The organism is Mesorhizobium waimense (genome assembly GCF_003601975.1).
Taxonomy (GTDB): domain Bacteria; phylum Pseudomonadota; class Alphaproteobacteria; order Rhizobiales; family Rhizobiaceae; genus Mesorhizobium; species Mesorhizobium waimense.
This window is the reverse complement of record NZ_QZWZ01000066.1, coordinates 1-24523: the sequence shown is the minus strand read 5'-3', so window position 1 is coordinate 24523 and position 24523 is coordinate 1. Positions and strand designations below refer to the sequence as shown.

General features: G+C 57.3%; 18 protein-coding genes and 3 pseudogenes. 17 read left to right on the top strand and 4 right to left on the bottom strand.

The genetic code is table 11. The features are described 5' to 3' along the window. The first annotated feature begins 415 nt into the window (after positions 1-415). The 14 genes and pseudogenes from D3227_RS36830 (at position 416) to D3227_RS36765 (ending at position 19725) form a co-directional block, all read left to right on the top strand. On the top strand, positions 416-1666 hold the full coding sequence (locus tag D3227_RS36830; protein ID WP_120019019.1) for a sarcosine oxidase subunit beta family protein: 1251 nt from the start codon (positions 416-418) through the stop codon (positions 1664-1666). Between the two features lie 10 nt (positions 1667-1676). Beyond that, a complete protein-coding gene (locus D3227_RS36825) occupies positions 1677-1967 on the top strand; it encodes a sarcosine oxidase subunit delta (RefSeq protein ID WP_120019018.1) in 291 nt (96 codons plus the stop codon). Then, entirely contained in the window at positions 1964-4897 is a 2934-nt protein-coding gene (locus D3227_RS36820) for a sarcosine oxidase subunit alpha family protein (protein WP_120019017.1), read from the top strand. The genes D3227_RS36825 and D3227_RS36820 overlap by 4 nt, the downstream gene beginning before the upstream one ends. After that, positions 4890-5447 carry a sarcosine oxidase subunit gamma gene (locus D3227_RS36815; protein ID WP_120019016.1) on the top strand — a complete coding sequence of 186 codons (558 nt, stop codon included), beginning with the start codon at positions 4890-4892 and terminating at the stop codon, positions 5445-5447. The genes D3227_RS36820 and D3227_RS36815 overlap by 8 nt, the downstream gene beginning before the upstream one ends. Before the next feature lie 75 nt (positions 5448-5522). Further along, positions 5523-6533 carry a diaminopimelate epimerase gene (gene dapF, locus D3227_RS36810; RefSeq protein WP_245452091.1) on the top strand — a complete coding sequence of 337 codons (1011 nt, stop codon included), beginning with the start codon at positions 5523-5525 and terminating at the stop codon, positions 6531-6533. 79 nt (positions 6534-6612) lie between these two features. Further along, on the top strand, positions 6613-7716 hold the full coding sequence (locus D3227_RS36805; protein ID WP_120019015.1) for an ABC transporter substrate-binding protein: 1104 nt from the start codon (positions 6613-6615) through the stop codon (positions 7714-7716). 102 nt (positions 7717-7818) lie between these two features. Continuing rightward, positions 7819-8814 carry a succinylglutamate desuccinylase/aspartoacylase family protein gene (locus D3227_RS36800; protein ID WP_120019014.1) on the top strand — a complete coding sequence of 332 codons (996 nt, stop codon included), beginning with the start codon at positions 7819-7821 and terminating at the stop codon, positions 8812-8814. A gap of 156 nt (positions 8815-8970) precedes the next feature. Then, positions 8971-10218, top strand: coding sequence for a M24 family metallopeptidase (locus D3227_RS36795; protein ID WP_167481024.1), 1248 nt, complete (start codon positions 8971-8973; stop codon positions 10216-10218). Positions 10219-10907: 689 nt separating this feature from the next. Further along, entirely contained in the window at positions 10908-12005 is a 1098-nt protein-coding gene (locus D3227_RS36790) for an ABC transporter substrate-binding protein (RefSeq protein WP_120019012.1), read from the top strand. Between the two features lie 321 nt (positions 12006-12326). After that, on the top strand, positions 12327-14225 hold the full coding sequence (locus D3227_RS36785; protein WP_245452090.1) for an ABC transporter permease subunit: 1899 nt from the start codon (positions 12327-12329) through the stop codon (positions 14223-14225). A 15-nt stretch (positions 14226-14240) separates the two neighbouring features. After that, positions 14241-15311 (top strand): ABC transporter ATP-binding protein, encoded by a 1071-nt coding sequence (locus D3227_RS36780; protein WP_120019021.1) that lies wholly within the window; start codon positions 14241-14243, stop codon positions 15309-15311. A gap of 365 nt (positions 15312-15676) precedes the next feature. Further along, complete coding sequence (locus D3227_RS36775; protein ID WP_120019011.1) at positions 15677-16969, top strand: flavin monoamine oxidase family protein; 1293 nt, start codon at positions 15677-15679, stop codon at positions 16967-16969. Between the two features lie 95 nt (positions 16970-17064). Next, positions 17065-17774, top strand: a pseudogene (locus tag D3227_RS36770) (IS6 family transposase). A 469-nt stretch (positions 17775-18243) separates the two neighbouring features. After that, positions 18244-19725 carry a M81 family metallopeptidase gene (locus D3227_RS36765; RefSeq protein ID WP_167481023.1) on the top strand — a complete coding sequence of 494 codons (1482 nt, stop codon included), beginning with the start codon at positions 18244-18246 and terminating at the stop codon, positions 19723-19725. A gap of 123 nt (positions 19726-19848) precedes the next feature. Here the strand turns inward: D3227_RS36765 and D3227_RS36760 are convergent. Both D3227_RS36760 and ltrA read right to left on the bottom strand, forming a co-directional pair. Continuing rightward, positions 19849-20308, bottom strand: a pseudogene (locus D3227_RS36760) (IS6 family transposase); the annotation flags it as partial. 120 nt (positions 20309-20428) lie between these two features. Beyond that, a complete protein-coding gene (gene ltrA / locus D3227_RS36755) occupies positions 20429-21754 on the bottom strand; it encodes a group II intron reverse transcriptase/maturase (RefSeq protein WP_245452089.1) in 1326 nt (441 codons plus the stop codon). Positions 21755-22391: 637 nt separating this feature from the next. Between ltrA and D3227_RS36750 the strand changes: the two genes are divergently transcribed. From D3227_RS36750 to D3227_RS36740, 3 genes and pseudogenes are all read left to right on the top strand, one after another. Beyond that, complete coding sequence (locus D3227_RS36750) at positions 22392-22670, top strand: transposase (RefSeq protein ID WP_120019009.1); 279 nt, start codon at positions 22392-22394, stop codon at positions 22668-22670. Between the two features lie 108 nt (positions 22671-22778). Further along, a pseudogene (locus tag D3227_RS36745) lies at positions 22779-23092 on the top strand (LLM class flavin-dependent oxidoreductase); the annotation flags it as partial. Positions 23093-23184: 92 nt separating this feature from the next. Beyond that, complete coding sequence (locus tag D3227_RS36740) at positions 23185-23646, top strand: hypothetical protein (protein ID WP_245452088.1); 462 nt, start codon at positions 23185-23187, stop codon at positions 23644-23646. A gap of 66 nt (positions 23647-23712) precedes the next feature. On the opposite strand, the gene D3227_RS43940 is transcribed toward D3227_RS36740, so the two are convergent. Both D3227_RS43940 and istB read right to left on the bottom strand, forming a co-directional pair. After that, on the bottom strand, positions 23713-23841 hold the full coding sequence (locus D3227_RS43940; RefSeq protein WP_281035035.1) for a hypothetical protein: 129 nt from the start codon (positions 23839-23841) through the stop codon (positions 23713-23715). A gap of 64 nt (positions 23842-23905) precedes the next feature. After that, on the bottom strand, positions 23906-24523 hold a 618-nt coding region (istB, locus tag D3227_RS36730; RefSeq protein WP_245452087.1), incomplete at its 5' end, for an IS21-like element helper ATPase IstB.

Genomic DNA, 24523 nt, shown 5'->3' with positions numbered 1-24523 from the left:
GATTAGCGATCTCTTCGGCGAGACGCTGGCAGAAGTCGCCGCCCCGGAGACAGGTTTCCTGCTCTGGCGCATGACGCATCCAACCATACCAAAAGGGTCCACGATAGGAGCGGTCGCAGTCGAGGAAACGTCGGTTCGCCAGCAAAGATGACGTACTTCAGGACCGGTTCCAATAACTCGCGGGAACTCGGCACCATCGTTTCTGGGCGGCTTGAGGCTGCCAAGCATCGCTATAGGTCGGCCAACATCCCGCACGCCCGGCATAACCAACGAATAACTCAATCGGGTTGAGAGAACCGGAAAGCCAATTAAAGACCGGGAAGTGCCCGTGGTCGGCCTGCACTTGACGTGGGCTATGCACTCCATTCGCTTGACTGCCACCAATTCGAAGTATGTTCGAAAAAGGACTTCAGGAATGAAATTCTCAGGCTTCCGCGTATTTGCCGAAGCGCTCAAAGGGAACACTGGATGGCGCCCTCTTTGGCGTAATCCGGAGCCCAAATCAGACTATGATTATGTGGTCGTCGGGGGAGGCGGTCACGGTCTAGCGACCGCTTACTATCTGGCCAAGACGTTCGGGCAGTCCCGTATCGCTGTGCTGGAGAAGGGCTGGTTGGGATCGGGGAATATTGGCCGCAACACGACCATTATCCGTTCAAATTATCTGCTTCCCGGCAACGAGCCATTCTACGAATTTTCGATGAAACTCTGGGAAGGACTGGAGCAGGAACTCAACTTCAACGCGATGGTCTCTCAACGCGGAGTTATCAACCTTTTTCACTCGGATTCGCAGCACGATTCATTTCGACGTCGCGCAAACGCGGTGATCCTCGCCGGGGCCGACGCGCGTCTGTTGAGCCGTGAAGATTTGCGCGCGATGGTTCCCTTTCTGAACTTCGACAATGCGCGATTTCCAATCCGTGGCGCTTTATTGCAGCCGCGCGGGGGAACGGCGCGGCACGATGGCGTGGCGTGGGGATACGCCCGTGGCGCCGACCTGCGTGGTGTGGACCTGATCCAGAACTGCGAGGTGACAGGTTTCCGGATTGTCGATGGCAAGATCCGGGGTGTCGAGACCTCGCGGGGCTATATTGGTGCCGGTAAGGTTGGCGTTGCAGTGGCGGGCTCTTCGGGCCGGGTGATGGCGATGGCGGGGATGCGGCTTCCAATGGAGAGCCATGTTTTGCAGGCCTACGTCTCGGAAGGCTTAAAGCCCATACTTCCTGGCGTCATCACCTTCGGGGCGGGACATTTCTACATCAGCCAGTCGGACAAGGGCGGCCTGGTCTTCGGTGGCGATATCGACGGCTATAATTCCTACGCCCAGCGGGGCAACCTTCCGGTGGTCGAGCATGCGGCTGAATGCGGCTTGGCGCTGATGCCGATGATCGGACGTGCGCGACTGCTGCGGATGTGGGGCGGCCTGATGGATATGTCGATGGACGGCTCACCGATCATTGATCGCACGAACATCGAAGGCCTCTTTTTCAACGGCGGCTGGTGCATTGGTGGATTCAAGGCGACCCCAGCCAGCGGTTACTCTTTCGCCCATCTTCTTGCGACCGGCTCCCCTCATGAGACCGCGCGCGCTTACCGACTCGATCGGTTCTCACGCGGATATGTAATTGATGAAACCGGCACCGGGGCGCACCCCAACCTGCATTGAGGACACCCTAATGCTAATTCCCCATCCAATTCTGGGTTCGCGCGATGCGCGAGAATTCACATATCTCGGCGATGTTCGGCTCGTCGACCGTCCGGACCCGACTGGGCCGGATGCCGAGGCCGCTTTTTGCGATTACGTCTTCCTGCGCGACAACCCGGCGGGCGTGCATCGCGAGCTGTGGTTCCACGAACAGGGTGACCGTTCCTGCCTGGTGGTCACGCGCAGCACAATCACCCATGACATCCTCGGTGCGGAGCTGGCTCGCGATTTCGCGCTCGCGCGGAAAAGGGGTGGTGAATGACGCGGCTCTCCGGCGGGCTGGTCGACCGCTCGCAAACCCTGAACTTTACCTTCGACGGCAAACAGTACCACGGCTATCCGGGCGACACGCTTGCCTCGGCGCTCTTGGCCAATGGCGTGCGCCTGATGGGCCGCAGCTTCAAATATCATCGTCCGCGTGGCGTGTTCTCTGCCGGCTCCGAGGAGCCGAACGCTTTGGTGGAGTTGCGCTCGGGCGCCCGTCAGGAGCCGAATACGCGCGCCACCGTTGCGGAGTTGTTCGAAGGGCTTGTGGCGCGAAGCCAGAACCGCTGGCCGTCACTGGGCTTCGATGCCTTAGCGGTCAATGATTTGCTGTCGCCATTCTTTACGGCCGGGTTTTACTACAAGACCTTTATGTGGCCCAAAGCCTTCTGGGAAATGCTTTACGAGCCTGCGATCCGTAAAGCCGCGGGTCTCGGAAGCTTGTCCATGCAGGCTGATCCCGATGCCTATGACAAGGGGTTCTTGCATTGCGACGTCCTTGTCATCGGCGGGGGCCCGGCCGGGCTTGCGGCCGTACTGACAGCAGCGCGCTCTGGTGCACGCGTGATCCTGGCCGATGAGGATTTCCGTTTGGGCGGCAGACTCTTGGCCGAGACGGAAACACTGGACGGGGCGCCGGCTACTGATTGGATCTCCGCGTTGGAGACCGAATTTGAGAGCCTGCCGAACGTGCGCGTGATGCGTCGTACCACCGTGTTCGGCGTCTTTGATCACGGAATCTACGGTGCCGTGGAACGGGTTTCCGATCACCTTGCGGAGCCAGGCGACAAGGTCCGTCAGACGCTGTGGCGCATCACTGCCAAACGCGCGATATTGGCGTCGGGTGCCACGGAACGACCCATCGCCTTTGCCGACAATGACCGTCCGGGGATCATGTTGGCGGGCGCAATGCGGGCTTACGCCAATCGCTGGGCGGCCTGCCCGTCCAAGACGATCGCGGTCTTCACCAACAACGATGACGGTCATCGCACCGCCCGCGACCTCGCAGCCAAGGGTGTGCATGTCGCGGCCGTTATAGACGCGCGTCGTGAGGCGAGAGCCCGAGGCGATTATCGCGTGATTGCTGGTGGCATGGTAACGGGTTCGCGCGGGCGGCTGGGCCTCAGAGCAATCGAGGTTTCCACGAACGGCCGCCGCGAATGGATCGAGTGCGGTTCGCTAGGTGTTTCGGGCGGCTGGAACCCGAATGTGCATCTGACCTCCCATCATCGCGGTCGGCCGGTTTGGAATGAAGCGCTGCAGGCGTTCCTGCCGGGCGCCGATGGCCCCGCGGGATTGCTTCCTGTGGGTGCGGCGGCGGGCCACTTTTCCACTGCCCAGACACTTCGCTCCGGCGCCGAGGCGGCTCTGCGTGCGCTGACCGAACTCGCGATTGCGGCAGCGCCGCCGGTGCTGCCGCAGTCGGAGGAGTCCGGCTACGGGGTCGCGCCCATTTTCCACGTGGCGGGCAAAAAGCGCGCCTGGGTCGATTTTCAGAACGACGTGACGGTGAAGGACCTAAAGATCGCCCATGCCGAGAACATGCGCCCGGTAGAGCATCTAAAACGCTATACGACGCTGGGGATGGCGACGGACCAGGGCAAAACCTCCAACGTGACCGGGCTGGCCGTGATGGCGGAGCTGACCGGGAAATCAATTCCGGAAACTGGAACGACGATTTTCCGTCCTCCCTACACTCCAGTGACGATCTCGGTTCTGGGCGGAGGCGATACGGGGCCTCATTTCCGCCCGCGCCGCCTGACACCAACACACAACTGGGCTGAAGCGCAAGGCGCCGTTTTCGTCGAGACCGGCCAGTGGATGCGCGCCGAGTATTTCCCCCGCCAGAGCGAAACGCATTGGCGCCAGAGCGTTGACCGTGAGACCAAGGCAGTGCGCAGCGCCGTGGGCCTGTGCGACGTCTCGACACTCGGCAAGGTCGACGTGCAAGGCGCGGATGCAGGCGAATTTCTCAACCGGCTCTACAGCAACGTGATGGACACGCTGAAAGTCGGTCGGGTCCGCTATGGGCTGATGCTGCGCGAAGACGGCTTTGCCTATGACGACGGCACCTGCGCTCGGCTGGCTGAGGACCACTACGTGGTCACCACGACAACCGCCAACGCCGGGCTGGTCTACCGCAACATGGAGTTTGCACGCCAATGCCTTTGGCCGGAACTCGACGTGCAGGTCATCTCCACGACGGACGCCTGGGCGCAGATCGCCGTCGCCGGACCAAAATCGCGCGCCTTGCTTACCCGCATCGTGGATGGGTTCGACCTGTCTAACGACGCCTTTCCCTTTATGGCCTGCGCGGAACTGGTCGTTTGCGGCGGGTTGCGTGCACGGCTATTCCGGATCTCCTTCTCCGGTGAACTCGCCTTCGAAATCGCGGTCCCGGCCCGCTACGGCCATGCGCTGATGGAACGGCTTATGCAAGCGGGAGCCGATCTGGGAGCGACGCCTTACGGCGTTGAGGCGCTATCCGTGCTGCGCGTCGAAAAGGGCCACGTCGGTGGTTCCGAGCTGAATGGCCAGAGCACGGCCGCCATGCTGGGGTTGGGCAAGATGGTGTCGCAGAAAAAGGACGCCATCGGCGCGGTCATGTCGCGACGTGAGGGACTGGCGGGTGATATCCGCCGTATTGTGGGTCTGCAGCCCGTCGAGCGTGCGGGCAAGGTTGTTGCCGGGTCACACCTCTTCACCGTGGGCGCACCGCAAAATCTGGACACCGATCAGGGCTGGATCACATCGGCCTGCTACAGCCCGCATGTCGGATCGATGATTGGGCTCGGCTTTCTGGAAAACGGCGACCAACGCATAGGCGAGGTGATCGTCGCCGCGAACCCGGTCGAAGGCGAAAGCGAACGCCTGCGCATCGTGCCGGCACACTTCGTCGATCCAGAAGGAGCACGGCTGCGTGACTGACCTTACCGCCTTCACGGCGCTCGGCGCCGCACAGCCCCGCCTGGCATCCTTTGAGGCACTGGACATCCGGGAGAATCCGGAGCTGGCGCTTGCCTCTCTGGCGCTTCGCCGCGGTTCGATAAGGCCAGCGCCCTTTGGCCTTCATCTTCCCGAGCCGGGCCGCTGGGTGGCAGGGCAGGGTGTGGCGGCCTTCTGGGTCGGCCCGGATCAATGGATGATCGAAGCCGAGGGCCGTGCCGAGGAGAATTTCGCTGCTGATCTGAAGCAGGCCTCGCCCGATTGTACGGTAACCGAGCAGACCGATGGCTGGATCGTGTTCGAGATCGTTTCGCGGTCGGGTAGGGCGCCTCTCGAGGAACTGTTGTCGAAGCTCGTGAACATCGATCTCGCCGATTTTGAACTTGGCCGCGCGACACGTACCGGTCTCGAGGACATGAGCTGTTTTGTGATCCGTCGGAACGAAACTCATGTCGCTGTGATGGGGGCGCGCTCGTTTGCCGGATCGCTATGGCACGCGCTCGAAACGGCAGTGAGCCGGTTGCAAACGTAACCTGATCGAAGCCCTTTCATATATCCAGATTGGATTAAAGGGCCGCGAAATTCTATTTTCCAAACTAAGATATCCATGGAAATCTCCGGTTGGAAAAGGAGACGCGCGGCTGCCTTGCGTCCGAGGAAGGAACGCGGTGGCAATTGCTTCACGCTGCCTTGGGGCGGACGCTATCCACAAAGGTTGGTTGATTGGCCCATGATACACACACATCTTCTCTCGCTCCCTTCGCCAATCGGATTGCCAGAGCAGTGGCCATTCATCAAGATGCACGGCCTCGAGAACTATTTTGTTATTCTCGACCGTCGAGACGGGAGCAAGCCTCTAGATACTGAAGAAATCGTGCGCATATGCAGCACCAGCGTCGGCGTCGGCGGCGAGCAGCTGCTGACCATTGAACGGGCCTCGGACGAGGGGCTGCGCTCCGGCGCCTACGCGGCAATGCGGATATTCAATATCGACGGCAGAGAGGTTGGAGCATGTGGCAACGCCACGCGCTGCATGGCCTATCTACTGCTTGAGGAATCCGGGAGAGATGAGGTGTTGTTGGAGTTGGCAGGAGGCGTCGTCCACTGCCGCAGAGCTGGGTCAATGGAGGTCAGCATCACGCTTGGACCGATCAGCATGGATTGGCGCAAGATTCCATTGTTGCGAGAGGTTGATACACTTCACCTGCCTATCGAAAGCGGACCGTTGTCGGATGGCGCCGCCCTCTACATCGGCAATCCGCATGCTATCTTCTTTGTAAACCAGCTCGACAGCGTCGACATGGGTCGCTATGCGCCTGCGGTGCAGAACGCCGACCTGTTCCCAGAGGGTGCTAACGTTGGCGTAGCGCAGGTCCTTGACGGACAAACACTTCGGCTCGTCGTTTGGGAAAGACCAGGTAAACTCACCAGGGCATGTGGAACCGGCGCGTGCGTTGCTTCTTATGCAGCGCTCAAACGGGGCCTCGTCACTTCCAAGAAAATCGCTGTTCATCTTCCGGGCGGAAAGCTGGATATCGAACTACTGCAAGGCGATACAGTTCGCATGACTGGTCCGGTCGCTTTTTGCTGTCATGGTTTCCTAAGTAGCTGCAAGTAACGCCCCATATGCACCAAACGCCAACGTGCGGCATCGATAAGAGACAACGACAAACTAACACGAAAACAGGGGAAAGATCATGAATGGGCCGACTACATGTTTTGCATTAAGTGCAGGACTGCTGGTTGCAGCGTGGCCTTGTGCCGCGCAATCGCAGGACATCCCTGACAACCTTAAAGGTACTGGCGAAGTCGTCATAGAATCGAGCGGAGGGACCTTGGAGGCGGCCGAGAAGAAGGCCTTTTTCGATCCTTTTACGCGAGACACCGGCATCAAAGTTGTGCTGGTTGCCGAGGATCACGCAAAGCTGTTGGCGTCGGTGCAGCTTGGTCAGCCCGCAAATGACATCGCCGACCTGGCCGGCGGTCAGCTTGCGAGTTGGATCGCCAAGGGTGGTGCTGAAAAAATAGACTACAGCTACTTCGCCAAGGAGACCCTTGCCGCCATACCAGAGCCACTTAGAAACGATTTCGGGTTGGGCAATTTCACCTATTCGGCTGTTATCGGCTACAACACCAAAAAGTTTCCGGAGGATGGCAAGCATCCTAAAAATTGGGTCGACTTCTATAACGTCAAGGAGTTTCCGGGAAAGCGGGCACTATCGAAATGCGAAAAGATGGTTGAGAGCGGCCTACTCGAAGGGGCTCTGATGGGCGATGGCGTGCCGGTTGACCAAGTGTATCCGATGGACATGGATCGGGCCTTCGCCAAAATCAAGGCGCTTATGCCAGATGTGGGTCGCTGGCTGGTCGCTGGCGCAGATGGGCCCCAAAGCCTTATCGACGGGGAGGCCGATATGGCCTCGACCTATAATGGGCGAATGGCGGCTGCCAAGGAGCAGGGCGCACCTGTTGCGTTCTCGTGGGAGCAGTCCTTGCTTCAGTATGACTACTGGGTGGTCATGAAAGGCTCACCTAACAAGGAAAACGCGTTCAAGTTCCTGGCCTATATCTCTCGCCCAGGACCGCAAGCGGTTTTTGCCGAGGCGATCCAATACGGCCCTGTCAATCAGGACGCGTTCAAGCTGCTTCCTAAGCAACTTGCCGAAAATCTACCCGGTGCGCCGGATCTTATTAAGAAGCAGCTGTTCCAAAACTACCCGTGGTGGGGCAAGACCGGTCCAGACGGTCGCACCAACTATGAAATTGCGATGGAACAATGCGTCGCACTGCTGTCGCAGTGATCATACGTCGCTGCAGGGAAGGATGAGCCTGCAGTGGCAACTTTGCCAGCCGCATCGCTCGGTTCGGTAAGCAAACGCTCAAATCGGAAAGTAATAGGTAAAATGGAAGTCATCGCAATCAGCAACAGCTGCGAATACGGCCAACCCGGCATTTTTCGTGGGCACCTACGTTTTGATAGTCCGCGGCTCGCCGGCTACAAATGGGAGATTTGCGAGATCCGGGGAAAAAGTGCTGGTCCGCGTCTTTGTATCTGCGCGGGTATTCACCCAAACGAGGTGTCTGCAATAGAAGCAGCCGTGCGGCTTCAAAGAGCGTTCGATCCGGAGATTATGGCAGGCAGCGTTTCCATTATTCCATTCATCAACCAGCCAGGGCTCTTTGAGTATCCCGATTACGTTTGTCCACTTGATGGCAAAAATATCGAACACACGTTTCCCGGCAAGAAGGACGGGACTTTTTCCGAAGCCCTTTGCGATGCGATCATGAACGAATGGTGCGATGGCGCAGATTGCCTCATAGACATGCATGGCGGCAACTTGCGAGAGAACGTCTCCAAGTTCGTGATCGTTCAAAATGCGCCCGATGCCCAGCTCAGTGCCCGGGCGCGGCAGATGGCAATGTGCTTCGACGCGGAGTTTGTGCTTGCTCTGCCGACGCGCTTTATCGACAGGCCAGGGACATATTCTCCCTCGGCTTTCGCTCGCCAAGGTCGACTCGCCATTCTGCCAGAAGCTGGAGCAAACGGTCTAGCGACCGAAGACACAGTCTCCTTTTTCGTCGACGGAGTTTTGAACGTTGCCCGCACTCTCGGCATCATCAGCACACCGTTGTCAGAAATCCGAAACGCCCAAGCGGTGTGTGACGACTACCTCTGGGTTTATTGTCCAGTTGGCGGAGACTTCCACGCCGAAGTGGAACCCGGCGCCCGTGTAACCAAGGGCCAAAGGCTTGGCACGATGACCAATCTCTTCGGCGAGACTCTAACCGAAGTTAGCGCTCCGGATTCCGGCTGTCTTTTGTGGCGTGTTACGCATCCATCAATTAAAGAGGGCTCCTTTATGGGGGCAGTCGGCACCCTGGAAAACAGACCTTCGTAACCAGCTGGGCGCCTACTTTCGCATCGCAGTACTGCCCGCAATGTGGTGGCGTACAGACATAGAACCAGGGGCGGTTCAATGTGTAAAATGCGGCTGACCGTCTGACCGGCTTCGTTACGCAGGCGCGCCAATACTATATAACAATAGAGGATGATTATGGCTGCGGACGAAACACTCAGGATCGCGCGATCAACTCCCCAGATGAAGCTACAGGACTATACAGCCCAGGTCGATTTCGCAAAAATGAGAGTCTACCGAATGAAGCGGGCACAAGAGCAGCTCGCGAAGGCTGGATACGCAGCAGCCGTGCTGTTCGATCCGATTAATATCCGGTACGCGTCCGGCGCCAGCCGTCACCCCATTCTCAATTTCCATCTCCCGATGCGCTGCCTCATTTTGCCGGCGCAGGGCCTTTCGGTGATTTACGAGTTCGACAAACTGGAAAAGGAAACGAGTCCGCTCCAAACAGTGGCCGAAGTGCGAGCTCCCCTGTCGACTACCTTCTTTGCAGGCGGTCCGCGCAACGAGGAATTCGTAAAGGCTTGGGTCAACGACGCCTGCGACGTCTTGAAGAAGATGGTGGGAAGCGAAAAGCGGATTGCCATCGACCGCATCGACCCTGAGACCGTCGCAGCATTCCAGGCGAAGGGCTACACAATCGGAAATGCCCAGAAGCCGCTGGAACTGGCTCGGGTCATCAAGTCGGACGAAGAGATTGCATGCATGAGCATGGCGATTACCGTCGGTGAGGAGGGCATGAACCGGATGCGCGAGGCTTTGCGGCCAGGCATGACCGAAAACGAGCTGTGGGCACATCTCCATCACGCCAATATTGCGCATGGAGGTGAGTGGATCGAAGCACGTCTTCTGAACTCAGGCGGCAACATTCTGCCATGGGGAAAGGGCAGCAGCGACAAAATGATCCGTGCAGGAGAATTGGTTGCCTTTGACACGGACATGATCGGGCCGTTCGGCTATGCTGTCGATGTCTCCCGAACCTTCTATTGCAAGCCAGGCAAGCCGACAGATGAGCAGCGTCGGCTGTATAACCATGCAGTTGAGGAGGTCGCACACAATATTGCTCTTGTTCGACCCGGCCTAAGCTTCAAAGAACTGTCAGAAAAAGCTTGGAAGATCCCTGACGAATTCGTGTACCACCGGTACTCTTGTCTCGCGCACGGGATTGGAATGTGTGACGAGTACCCTTACATCACTCATGCCTTCGACTGGAAGCAATATGGCTACGACGGCGTCCTCGAGGAGGGCATGACGATCTGCATCGAAAGCTTCATCGGCTCCGAGCACGGAATTGAAGGCGTGAAGCTGGAGGAGCAGGTGCTCGTGACTCGCAACGGCTGCCAAAAGCTTTCCACTTTTCCCTATGAGGAAGAGTTGATGAACTAGCCTTTCATCAATAGGCAGCACGAGATCCACAATCTGTTTGGCTTGGTAGTGCGAGACTGGTTTGGATTGACGCCAAGGCCACCGGACACAACGCGCCCCTGCTGCAACGCGCTGACGCTGTGCGCCTTCATTTCAAGATTTTGCGCGGCTGCACGCTCTTGGGAGCCCGGTAGAAGTCGTTCCGATACGAACCGAGCGAAGGCAGTTGTGGGAAAGTTCTGCGTTCATGATTCCTTGTTGAAGCAGACGGATGCCTTGGCCGGCGGACCCGCTTCGGAGAATAGCGCGCGCCTGCTCCCGCAGCCTAATCAGGGAGGGTTGGCATATATCGAGGTTGGATTAGAGAGCCATCAAATTCTATTTTCCAAGCTAAGAAATCTATGGAAACCTACGATTGGCAAACGAAACCTACCGCAGCGAGAACCCAAGCTTGCGATCGACGAAGGAACGCAGTGGCAAAATGTGAAGCTGATTGTGGGGCCTAGGCCATCAACTGAATGGGAGTTGATTGGTCGGGTGAAGCCGGCGATTGCGCCGCTTATGCGGCGGCGAATCGACCTCCAATCGACTCCAAGAGAAGTCGACGGTCATCGGCCTGGTGGCATTAGTTACCGCAGGTAAAGGGGCTCAAACCGTGCGGCCTGGACAGCCAATGAGAGCCAATCACAAAAAAACAGGGGAATTGGAAGATGAAAACAACAACCAATCTTGCATTCAGTATGGCGTTCCTGCTGTCGACGACCCTTGCCGCGCAATCGGAAGAAGTTTCTTCGAAGCTCAAAGGTAGCGGGGAAGTCGTTATAGAAACCGGCGGAGGAACCTTTGAGGCTGCGGCCAAGAAGGCATTTTACGATCCATTTACACGTGACACTGGTATCAAGGTTGTGCTGGTTCCAGAGGATCATGCAAAGTTGTTGACGTCAGTGAAAATTGGGCAGCCCGCAAACGATATCGCCGACATTGCTGGCGGTGAGCTAACGAGTTGGGTAGCCAAGGACGCCCTTGAAAAGATAGATTACAGTTACTTTGCGGGCGAGACCTCGGCCAAAATACCGCCCGAAATGAGGAACGAATTCGGGGTCGGTGATTATCTGTGGTCGTCTCTTATCGCCTATAACACCAAAAAGTTTCCGGAGGACGGTAAGCACCCAAAGAACTGGGTCGACTTCTACAACGTCAAGGAGTTCCCCGGCAAACGGGCATTGTCGAAATGCGAAAAGATGGTTGACGGCGGTTTGCTCGAAGGGGCCCTCCTCGGTGACGGTGTTCCATCTGACAAGCTCTACCCTCTCGACATGGATCGTGCCTTTGCCAAAATCAAAGCGTTGATGCCGGACGTGGGTCGCTGGCTAGTTGCCGGCGCCGATGGCCCTCAGAGCCTTATCGACGGCGAAGTCGATATGGCCTCGACGTACAACGGCCGAGTTGTGGCCGCGAAGAAGCAGGGCGCCCCGCTTGAAATGTCGTGGGATCAATCGCTGCTCCAGCATGGATATTGGGTTGTGACGAAAAATTCTCCCAACAAGGAGAACGCAATGAAATATCTAGCTTATATAGCACGAGCAGAGCCCCAGGCGGCTTTCGCCGAAGGGATATTCTACGGACCGATCAACAGCGATGCGTACAAGCTACTTCCGAAGGAATTGGCTGATCTAATGCCCGGCTCACCTGCAATTATCAAGAATCAGGTCTTCCAAAACTACGAATGGTGGGGCAAGGCCGTTTCAGATGGCCGTACAAACTACGATGTTGCGCTAGATCGGTGCGTGGCTCTGCTGTCGCAGTGATACCAGTGCCGCTGCAGGCGCGGAGACCTTGCAGCGGCTATTGTACCAACGGCGTGACAACACGCTGACCGCCTCAATTGATAGCGGCACTAGGTTTCTGCATCGACATATATTACAGCTTCGTTGCCATTATCGCCAGGGCCGTCACTCGATCCACTACTAGGTAGCTGCATGGCACTGTGGAGCTCTGTGACTGATGACACAGCGCCATTGTCGTTGGCCCGATGTGTGTAAGCAGGTCTGATGGAACGCGGGCGAAGATGAGGGCGCGAGAGACGGGCCCTCGCTTGCGGGAGAGATTGGTGCGTCGCGAGAGGAGGCTTGGCTCTGCGCGAGCAGTTCCAGGAAAATGGGATGAAAACCAGGAGCGACATTTGTATGAGTGTGATGTTGACAACAGGAATGGCCACTGGTTCGGCTGCATCACCAGTGGACAAGAGGCGAGGTCAAATGAAAATGCTCCTAGCAAGGCCTTGGCTTCGGGACGTCGTCATTGCCGGTCCGCTCGTTCTGCTTTTGGTCGGTTTTCTCGTCATTCCGCTATCCTTTATCCTGTGGGGCAGCGTTGAAGGTACCAAACTGAATTTTGCGCACTATGCGCGCACCCTCACCAATGAAACCAACCTAAAGATCCTGTTGTACACTCTGAGGATTGGGTTGATCGTGACCTTGGTCTCACTGGTTGCAGCATACCCGGTTGCGTATCTGCTCACGAAGATCAGGCCGCGCGCATTGTCGATCGTGACCATATTCATTCTCATCCCGCTGTTCACCGCCTTCCTTATCCGCACCTATGCGTGGATAATAATCCTCGGCCGCGAGGGGATCATCAACAACACACTTCTTCGGCTCGGCATTGTAAGCGAGCCTCTGCCACTCCTCAACACAACCTTCGCAGTCGTCATCGGGATGACACATGTGTTCATCCCAATGGCGATCTTCACGATGTATTCGTCGATGGTGCGGATCGATCATGATTTCGCGCGCGCGGCGCAGATTCTTGGCGCGAAACCGGTCCAGGCATTCCTGCGTGTTTATTTCCCAATGTCGCTTCCGGGCGTCTTGTCCGCTGGGGTTCTGATCTTCATCATTGCTATCGGGTTTTACATCACGCCGGCCCTTCTCGGTGGGCCGAGCGACACGATGATATCGCAGCTGATAGTGATGCAGATGACGACGCTGCTGAACTTCGAACTCAGCTATGCCTCGTCGATTGTGCTCCTGCTGGTGACAATTGGCACGCTCTTCCTCGCAAGCCTCTTCATTCCTCTAGAAATGATCTGGTCTCCCTCAATCGCCGACCTTTCGAACCGGCCACCTAGCGCGAGAACCCGTGCCTTAAAGGGGGCCAAACAAGTTTTTGATCCGGTCCTGGTCGTATTCGAAATGCTTGTTCATGCGATCACTAAGCCGCTTTTGACTCGCAAATCGCGCTGGCTCTGGGTCTATACGATCGCTGTCCTCGTCTTTCTTACGGCGCCCCTGATCGTCATTGTCGTCCTTTCGTTCAGCTCCTCCCCTTTCGTCGTCTTCCCCCCCCCAGGCTTTTCCCTGCAGTGGTGGGAGAAGTTGGCGAATGCAACGGACTGGCAGGCATCGTTCCTCTTCTCGACTAAGCTCGGGCTCACTTCTGCGCTACTCGCGACCATCATCGGCACCATGGGCGCCTTCTGGCTTGTCCGCACGACGCTCCCTATCAAGAGGGCACTGTTCCTGTTTTCGCTGTCGCCTCTCATGGTGCCTGTGGTTATAATAGCGACTTCGCTCTACGTCTTTGAAGCGCGCATTCACGTGCTCGGCAGCTTCATAGGGCTGGTAATTGGACATGTTCTATTGTCCGTGCCCTATGTCATCGTGGTCATGTCCGCCGCGTTGCGTGGATTTGACCCGTCGCTCGAGAGGGCCGCGGCGGTTCACGGCGCGCGCCCCATCCAGGTGCTTCGCCTCGTAACGTTGCCGATCCTTAAGCCGGCGCTGATTACCGCGGGTCTTCTCGCCTTCTTGACCTCATTCGACGAACTGCTCGTCAGCATCTTTCTGCTTGGACGACAGACGTCAACGCTACCGATGAAGTTCTGGGGCGACATCAAGTTCCAGGTGAACCCGCTCCTTAGCACGGCCTCGACCTTCATCGTTGCGCTCGTGATCGTATCGATCCTCACCGTTCAGTGGATCAGGGTACGGCATGAAAAGCGAACCTCGGCCAGCGCCAATAATTGATGATCGGATGCAATGATGTCGACCAGCCTTGAGATGAAGAAAATCCAGAAATGGTATGGGGCGCTCCACGTCGTGCGCGACTTCGACCTCTACGTTAAGCCTGGCGAGTTCCTAACCTTTCTAGGTCCCTCTGGGTCAGGCAAGACAACCGCCCTGAAAATGATCGCAGGCTTTGAATCTCCAAGCGGTGGCGACATGTTGCTTGGATCTCGCTCCATAGTGGACGTGCCACCCTACGAGCGTGGCATCGGCATGGTGTTCCAGAATTATGCGCTCTTTCCGCATATGACAGTTGCCGAGAACGTCGCTTTTCCCCTCACGGTTCGTAAGATTGGGCGAGCCGAGACCGAGGAAAAAGTCTTGCGCGCATTGCAATTGGTCAAAATGACCGAGTACCGTGACCGCTACCCAAATCAGCTTTCAGGCGGACAGCAGCAGCGCATTGCCCTTGCGCGGGCCGTCGTCTTCAATCCGAGCATCCTGCTCATGGACGAGCCGCTCGGAGCTCTTGACCGCAACCTTCGTGAACATATGAAAATCGAGATCATGCGGATCCAGGACGAGCTCAATATGACCGTGGTCTTTGTCACCCACGATCAAGACGAGGCGCTGACTATGTCCGACCGCGTTGCTGTCATCAATGAAGGCAGACTCATTCAGGTGGCCGACAGCAGGAGCCTCTACTACAGCCCACAAGACCGTTTCGTCGCGTCGTTTGTCGGAGAATCCAACCTTCTCCCTTGCCGAGTCGATCGCATTGAAAATGGCGCAGGCAAGGTTACCATCGGCGCCGCTACCTCAGGCGTCGCTCGCTTGTCTGGACAATTGGGAGGCGAAGCGGGATGGCTCTTTGTGCGGCCAGAGCATGTTGATATTGGCCCGCTCGGGGTAATCCCCAACACCGAGAATGTCCTCAATGGAGTTGTCAAGGACGCCTTATTTCTAGGCGAGATGACGCGCTATGCGGTTCGTTGCGACGATGAAACGATTACTGTCAAGCAGCAGAACCGCGGGCAAGCCCAGCTTGCCGGGGGAACGCCGGTCACCGTTTCTTGGGATGCGGCAAACTGTATCGTGTTGAATTGAACTGAATCGTTTCAAATACTACTGACGACTATGTCGGAAGGGTGATCGACTTCGGCTGTGAGGCCTTATCGCGGGCCGCGTCCAACCTTAATTTCGTTAACACCTATCGGAAAACGAGTATGAAAGTTTTCGTTGCGGGGCTATCGAAGTCAGGAAAAGCTTGGCATCCGTCTGCTAACACTTGAGGCCCCGAAGCCCGACGCATTTGCCGAGAGTTGGAAAGCCGACTTTAGAGTAGAGACGCCATGCACTGCGCGAAGGCAACTTGGCCAGAGTAAGTCATTGTCATCCGAATAGCCCGCACGAGGGGTTATGTAGGCCCATCGCAAATAGGGTAAGGCTTAATTCAATGAGGAACTGTCACCATGAAATACGACGTCGTTATAATCGGTGCAGGTTTTGCTGGTGTTATTGCCGCTCGAGAACTGCGACATGATGGGCACAAGGTCCTGGTGCTTGAGGGACGGGACAGAATCGGAGGGCGTACTCGAACTGAGCAGACATATGGTGTTCCTTTGGAGCTCGGCGGCACCTATCTTCAATGGTCTCAGCCACATGTATTCCGTGAAATACTAAGGTATAAGCTAGAGTTATCACCGCCTACACTTCGACGCGACAAGCGGTACTGGATTGCGGGAGGTAAGGTCCACTCTGGCGCGGCAGAGGACCTCTACAAGCTCGCGGCGCCTGGCCTCGAGGCAATGCTAGCTGATGCTCAAGAAGTGTTTCCGTACCCTTATGAAGCGGGCCGAGTCGATATCACGAGGGTGGATCGAGAATCGTACGCCGATCGTTACGCACGTATCTCCGATCCACTGACGCGTGATCTTGCTAGCGCGGTCCTCAGTGAAATCGCCACGTTCCCTGAACAGCAGTCAATCACCTCTTTGTTACGCTACGTCTCAGCGATAGGGAATTGGCAGACCTTCTTCAGTTCAGCAGGTGGTTGGAGGCTCAAGACAGGTACAAAGAGCCTGATCGAAGCCATCGCTGATGAAAGTCGTGCAGAGTTTCGTCTTAGCACACCAGTTGCGAAGATCGTCGACGATGGTACCCAAATTGTGGCTACAACTCGGGCGGGTGACTCGATTCAGGCACGCGCCGCGATCGTCGCTGTCCCAATCAACACGCTGCATCAGATCGATTTTTCACCCGGGCTTCGTATGCCTACCAAGCGATTGGTTGAGGAGCGGCAGCCGAATCTTAACTTTAAATTATGGGCTCTCGTCCGGGGACAAATCGAACCTTTTGGCGCCTCTGCCCCAATCCACGCAAATCCGCTCAGCTACGTCCAGACCGAGTATCAGATTGACGGCGACACTCTCGTGACTTGCTTCGGCGCTGATCGGAGCAAGTTCGATATATTCGATCGTAACGCGGTGCAGAATGCCCTTCGCGCCTACGTTCCCGGTCTTGAAGTCATCGAGGTCACTGCCCATGATTGGGTTTCGGATGAATTTTCGCAGGGTACCTGGGCTACCTTGCGCCCAGGCCAGCTCTCCGAATTGCTCCCAGACATCCAACGACCTCATGGTAGGATTGCGTTCGCGGGCGCTGATATAGCGCAGTCGCCTTATATTGGTTGGATAGAAGGCGCGTTCGAGAGCGGATCCACCACGGCGCGATCGGTATCACAAAGTCTTCTGGCTGGTCGATAAAATTCGTTGCCAGCTTGCGGTCGAGCGAAACGAAGGAGATTTAGGCGATGTCACGGTAACTGCTTGTCAGGTATCGCGGCGATAGACGCACTGGCATGAACGCGTCTGCCATCAACTACAAGCGCCATCGTTTCCCGCCTGAGGTCATAGGTCATCGCCCATGCGGTGTGGCTCTATTTTCGGTTCCCGCTGAGCCTGCGCTTGGTCGAGGAAATGCTGCTGGCGCGCGGCATTGTCGTTTCCTACGAGACGATCCGCCGGTGGGGAAAGAAATTCGGGCCCGACTACGCGCGTCGCCTTCACCGCAAGCAGCCCAGCCGGAACGACATCTGGCACCTGGACGAGGTGGTCATCACCATCGCCGGCAGACAGCACTGGTTGTGGCGAGCGGTCGATCAGGACGGCTGTGTACTTGATGAGATCGTCCAGAACCGGCGCAACACCAAGGCGGCAAAGCGATTGCTGATCCGGCTCCTGAGAAAGCAGGGTCACGCCGAAGCGGATGGTCACCGACAAGCTGCGTTCCTACGGCGCCGCACGCCGCCAGATCATGCCGAACGTCGAACATCGGTCGCACAAAGGTCTCAACAACCGCGCCGAGAATTCGCATGTGCCGTTGCGAAAGCGGGAGCGCATGATGCAGGGGTTCCGATCACCGGGATCGCTGCAACGTTTCGTCTCGATCTTCTCTGCCCTCAGAAATCTCTTCGTCCCACCTCGCATCAAACGCTCGGCAGCTGCCATTCACCTCCACCGCCTCCAGGCCATGGCGGCGTGGAAGACCATGACCGGAACGCTCGCCTGAATTCTGCAGCAGCGGCCTTAATCCGATCTATCTCAGATAACGTGACAAGCCCTTGCCGATAGTTCACCGCGATAAAACGAGCAATTGCAAGGATTGGCTCCCATTGCAACGTCCCGACACTCGCTGTCCTTTCAAACTATGCTGCTTCGGTATCGTGCGCGGCCCGTATTTCTCTCATTGCCTAACCGGCTGGTAGATTGTCCGATCAATGCACGCACCGCACATTCTGACGACTGTTCTTGCAAATCGGATTACCCCAGCGGGCTGGCAGAACGCCGTGCACCAGAAAGACGGGAGGCCGAAAGGTCCAATTTGGATAAATGTCATATATCTGCCATGAATAACACTTCGCGACATTGCATTTGACGCAATAGACCTTGTCGCAACATAGTTAAATCTCAGCACGCTCGTTTGGGGATGGCCAGGCTGCGACACTGTACGCTTTGCAGCTAACAAGGGGAATATGATCGTGGGTTTGAAAATTGCCGTCGGCGGAATTGAGCATGAAACGAATACCTTTTGCGCCGGCGAAACGCCGCTATCCGATTTTCAAGTTGAACGCGGACACGAGATTATCGATAACCATTGGGGCGTGCGCACCTATCTGGGTGGCATGCTCGATGCCGCTGCAAGTTTAAACGCAACTGTAGTCCCGATGATCTTTGCTGCGGCCGAGCCAGCGGGACCGATGTCGGAAAGCAGCTATTTGGTCTTTGTCGACGAGTTGCTTGCCTCCATCGCGAAGAGCCTGCCGCTTGACGCAATTGCCTTGTATCTCCATGGCGCTGGCCTCGCGACGAAAGTCGGCAATATGGAAGTCGATATTTGCCGAAGGATTCGTCAACTGGTTGGCTATGACGTTAAGCTTGTGGTTACTCTCGATCTGCATGGGAACCTCAACCCGCAGCTTTCCAACTTCGTTGACGTTGCATTTTGTGTTCATAATCATCCCCACACCGATGCGTACGAAAGAGGCCAGGACGCGATCAACATTCTGCCTCGATTGCTCAACGGTAGCGTCAAGCCAAAGACTCATATTGAGAAACTGCCCCTTTTAATGGTCACAGCCACGACCATGAGTGGTTGGGCGGCAGATGTCTGGGCGCTATGCCGATCAATTGAAGAAGACCCCGATATAATAACCTGCACCTTCCTCCACGGCTTTCCGTGGGCGGATTCGGTTGATACGGGTCCTTCGGTGCTGGTTGTGGCCAACGAAGATGCCGACAAGGCGAAAGACGCTGCCAAGCGCGTCGCACGCTTCGTGTGGAACGCGCGAGAGGAAATTCGCCCAAAAGCTCTTTCTCCTGAAGAGGCGATTAAGGCCGCTGTCAAATCGGAAGATTGGCCGGTCGTTCTGGTAGATGGAGCCGATTGTTCCGGCGCCGGCTGCCCGGCAGACGGAACTTACCTTCTGCGTGCGATGCTAGAAGCGAAACTGGGAGACACTTGTTTTGCGGTAATTTGTGACCCAGCAGTTGTTGTGCAAGCGCATCAGGCGGGTGTTGGCACAACCATAGCAGTAGCGCTTGGTGGTAAGTCCGACAAATTGCATGGCGCTCCGATCACGGCGACAGCTTATGTCAAATCGCTAACGGATGGGCGTTTTCTCATCCAACAGCCGATGGGCAGAGGGGCGCGGGTTTCCGTCGGCAAGACCGCCAGATTACAGATCGACGGCATCGACATTGTTGTCGTTTCTAACCGATATCAACCATTAGATCCCGAGATATTCTTGTCACACGGGATTGACGTCTCTCGATGCCGGATCATAGGTCTGAAATCCCTTAACCACTGGCGTGCAGGGTTCCAAGGCATCGTTAAACACGATTTCTTGGCCGACAGTCCCGGTCTGATGAGCCAGGACCTCACGCGCTTCTCCTACAATTTCGTCCCTCGGCCTGTTTGGCCATTCGATCGGGAGACCATCTATGATCTCGCGCAATCGTAAGGCATTCCGACATGGCTAATGCTGGTCTGGACGCCGTGAAAATGCAAAGATTCGGAATAGGCCCCGCAGGCGGGCTTGTCACGTTATCTGAGATAGATCGGATTAAGGCCGCTGCTGCAGAATTCAGGCGAGCGTTCCGGTCATGGTCTTCCACGCCGCCATGGCCTGGAGGCGGTGGAGGTGAATGGCAGCTGCCGAGCGTTTGATGCGAGGTGGGACGAAGAGATTTCTGAGGGCAGAGAAGATCGAGACGAAACGTTGCAGCGATCCCGGTGATCGGAACCCCTGCATCATGCGCTCCCGCTTTCGCAACGGCACATGCGAATTCTCGGCGCGGTTGTTGAGACCTTTGTGCGACCGATGTTCGACGTTCGGCATGATCTGGCGGCGTGCGGCGCCGTAGGAACGCAGCTTGTCGGTGACCATCCGCTTCGGCGTGACCCTGCTTTCTCAGGAGCCGGATCAGCAATCGCTTTGCCGCCTTGGTGTTGCGCCGGTTCTGGACGATCTCATCAAGTACACAGCCGTCCTGATCGACCGCTCGCCACAACCAGTGCTGTCTGCCGGCGATGGTGATGACCAGGCGAGTGGCGCGGGGGGAGTTGCACCCCCGCGACCGGGTCACCGGAGGCGGTCGCCCGCCCCCGGTTCCCACAGAACGTGGCGTGCGGATTTCCCGCACCGACGCTCTTCGACAGTTGGTTCACAGCACTGCAAGCGCCTGCATCTCCCGATAAGGGAGGCGCAGCTTAGGCTTCAGCAACGGTGTCCGTTCTTTGATTTGGTTGAATGCGTCCCAAGTGAGGCGTCGGCCTGCCCAGCTGCGGCTGCGCAGCATTCCGCGCCAGTAACGCTCCACGGCTCGATAAACTTTTACGAGGCTCCGGAGATTTCCGGCGACGCCGTAATAGCCATAGTGGCCGCGCAGGACGACGTTGATTTCACCGGCCTGGTCACTGATCTTGTAATGCCGTATTCGCCGCATGAGCTCCTGCAGAGACATAAGGCTGCGCTTTAGCCGAGATTTCTCGGTGCGCATCCCAACCTTGAAGTTGCCTCTTTGGTTTCGCGTGCAATAGAGCGTTAGACCCAGAAAGTAGATTGTTTCCGGGCGGTTTCTGCCGCGTTTGCCCGCGTGTCTTTGCGCGAACCGACCAAACTCGACCAACTTGGTCTTGGTCGGCTCTAGAGTGAGGCCGAACTTCCCCAACCGAAGACGCAAGGCCTCCTGTACGCGCATGGCGTCCGATCGATATTGGAAGCAGATCACAAAGTCGTCGATATAGCGCACCAGTCGGGCTTCGCCCCGCAACCGGCCCTTCACCACGCGTTCGAACCAGAGGTCGAGAACGTAATGAAGGTAGAGGTTGCTCAAAAGCACACTGATCGATCCGCCTTGTGGCGTTCCTTGTTCGCTCGGATGCACCGCTCCGTCTTCCAAGACGCCCGCTTTCAACCAGCGCCGGATCAAGCTGATCAGGCGCGGATCACCGACTCGATGTTCGACAAACCGGAGGACCCAATCATGATCGAGACTCCCGAAGAAGTTCTTCAAATCCGCCTCCAACACCCAGCTGATCATGCCGCCGGCGATGACCTCATTGAGGGTCGCCAAGGCGTGATGGGCGCTGAGCTTCGGCCTGCCGCCGAACGAGCAGGGCAAGAAGTCCTGCTCGTAGATGGCGGACAACACCTCAGCCGTGCTGCGCTGGAGCGCCCGGTCGGCGACAGTTGGAACCCCGAGGGGGCGCTTCTCCGTCTTACCGGGCTTGGGGATATAGACACGCCGAATGTTCGGCGCCCGATATCCCTGTCGGTGGATGGATTGGAGCATCGGCTCGATCCATCCGTCGAAGCTCTCCCTCGCCGCCGCCACCGTCTGTCCGTCCACCCCGGCGGCGGAGCGCTTCGGAATCTGTAGTAGATTCTTTTGCACTCGGTCGCGCGTGATGTGATGGGCCAACGAGGTGAAGCGAAGATTTGGCTCGCGCCGAGCTTTCACTGCTATTTGTTCAAGTTTCGTTTCCATGGTCAGCTGATCTTCTCTTAGAATAGAAGGCCGTGACTCCCGTCGAATGGAGCCCATGTCGCCCAAGAACAATTCAACTACCGCTGACCGCTTCCCCATGTAGTCGGCTCTCCCGACCTCCGAGTACTATCAGTCAGTCTGACTTCCACCCGGTCATCAGACCCTTCTCACCTCATCGGCTTGGCAGGTCCTACAAGCTTGCGCTTGAACCGGATGGATCTCCCTTGTTCACGTCAATGCCTTCGGTTGCATGCTGGCGGTACGAACCCCGGGAGCACCTCAGCCCGCTCGCGATGACGCGGGTTGCGATTCCGCCTTCCCCTTTGAGAGACAGGGTCGGCTACTCCGATCACGTTCGATTTCGGGGCTATTTTCCCGTTCACTTCATTCCGGCCTACAACCTCCCTGTCTACGCTTCGCAACGGCCGTTACCGGACGTCACGCAAGGCTCAGTTCGCGGCTGCTCGCTAGGCTTTGCCGCGGCCGTCATCTCAGACGGCAGACTTCAACGCGCTTGCAAGGCGCAACTCTCTCAGAACCGGACGTGATACTCTCGCGTATGCATACGCTGGAGGCCGCCTACTGACGCGTAGCTTGAGGCGATAGTGTCCGCTTAGATTAAGTGGACGCTTGGCGAATGAAGTATCTGGCTATGGAACAGCCATCGACGGTGGAAGGGAGCTCGTCCGCGGCTCTGCCGCTGCCGCCGGGTGCGGGCCAACAGCGGACGCGCCGCTCCTGGACGGTTGAGCAGAAGCTGGCGATTGTGCTTGAGGTGCAGGAGTCCGGTGATCCGGTGTCGGTTGTGGCGCGGCGTCACGACATGAACGCGAACCACTTGTTCATCTGGATAAAGCAAGCCCAGCAAGGGCAGCCGGCAAATTGGAAAACTAATTCCACGGAATTGGTATACTAAGCAATCTGGTCGGCGATTTTGCGTCCAGGGGTAGTCATGATGGGCCACCGCTGTCCGCAGCCGTGGCAGGTCTCGCCGAGGATTGTCATCAGCAGCACGGGACGACACATGACCCGCGACGTTCGAGACCGCATCAAGGTGCTTTGGTTTTTGCCGACGCACGGAGATAGCCGCTATCTCGGCACTGCTGGAGGCGGCAGGGCAGTAGATCTGCCTGCCTGGCACAAGTGGCAAAGGCGGCCGACACGCTGGGTTACAACGGCGTGCTGTTGCCGACCGGCCGTGCATGCGAGGACTCATGGGTGATTGCGTCTGCGCTGGTGCCACTGACCGAGCGCTTGCGGTTCCTGGTCGCGGTGCGGCCCGGCCTGCAGTCGCCGACGCTTGCCGCGCGCATGACGGCGACGCTCGACCGCATCTCGGTGACCTTCTGGCGGGATATCTGCGGGCTTTTGGCGGGCCCTCGACGATAGAGCCACTTGCCTGCCGCATCAGGGCTGAGCAGGTCAGTATCGTGCTTCGCAACACGCTTCTTGGCATGGTTGCGAACATACTCAATGCGGCTACTTTTGTTATGGTGGTTTGGGGGTCGCCCGACCAAACAAAAGCCATCCTCTGGGCGAGTGTCATCATCATCGCGGCTGGTTTCGTAGGGCTAAGATCAAGATCCTCGTTTCAGACAGTCAAACCAAGGTCGGTGTCTCGCCGCACAACGCAAAACCTGGTGCGCAACGCCTTCCTGTTCGGCACTTGGTGGGGCGCACTTCCGGTTCTGTTCTTCGGCGGGGCAACAAGCGCAGCGCAGGTCGTCATTACCTGCCTGAGCGCGGGGATGATCGCAGGCGGTGCCGCTTCCTTCTACACGATCCCTGTTGCGGCCATCGCGTATTGTATCGACTTTCACGATGCAGCGGAACGGTTCGGCTCGGGCTCGGCAAACAAGGTGAGGGGGCCTTTTGCCGCACGACCGGATTAGGGGGCAGAGATGAGCGGCTTGAGCAGATTTGAGAGGCCAGTCGTTGTCCAGGTTAGCGCACGCAGCTCAGAGCGCATCGTGGTCGATGTCAACGACGCGGCCGCTATCTTGCTCCGAGGTCTTCAACGTCAGACCTTGAAGCGCAAGGTAGCCATGGATGCCGATTCCGACGAAGCCGCCCCTTTGTTCCGACATGATTGCGCCCCCTGGGGCTAGGGCTTGCTGGCTGTGATTGTTGTCATTTCGTACGTGCCGTGTGTCAAGCTTTTTGCGCTTGTTTGCGACGCAGGCTTTCGCCCGTCAGATCGATGCGGTGGGCGTTATGAATGAGGCGGTCCAGGATTGCGTCGGCATAGGTTGGATTTCCGATGACGTCATGCCACGCCGACACAGGCAGCTGGCTGGTGATGATGGTGGAGCGTCGCCCATAGCGGTCCTCGAGGATTTCGAGGAGATCGTGCCGGGCCTGGTCGTTGAGAGGCTCCAAGCCCCAGTCATCGAGGATGAGCAACTGGACGCGTCCGAGGGTTCTCTGCAGACGTGCATAACGACCGTCGCCTCTGGCGAGCGCCAGATTGGCGAACAGTCGTGGGACACGCTGATAGAGAACGGACCGGTCATCCCGGCAGGCCTTATGGCCGAGCGCGCAGGCCAACCAACTCTTGCCGACGCCTGATGGGCCGCAGATGGCCAAATTGTCGTGAGCGTCGATCCAGTCTCCGGCGATGAGCTTGATGAACAGGACCCGATTGTCGATGGCGGTTGAGAACCGCGTATAGATGGCGCCGAGAGGGAATTGATGCGGAATTCGGCTCGGAGTGGTGCTGAATGACGCTGATGATCTGATTTGGTTGGGGATGAGAGCGCGGGATGCACC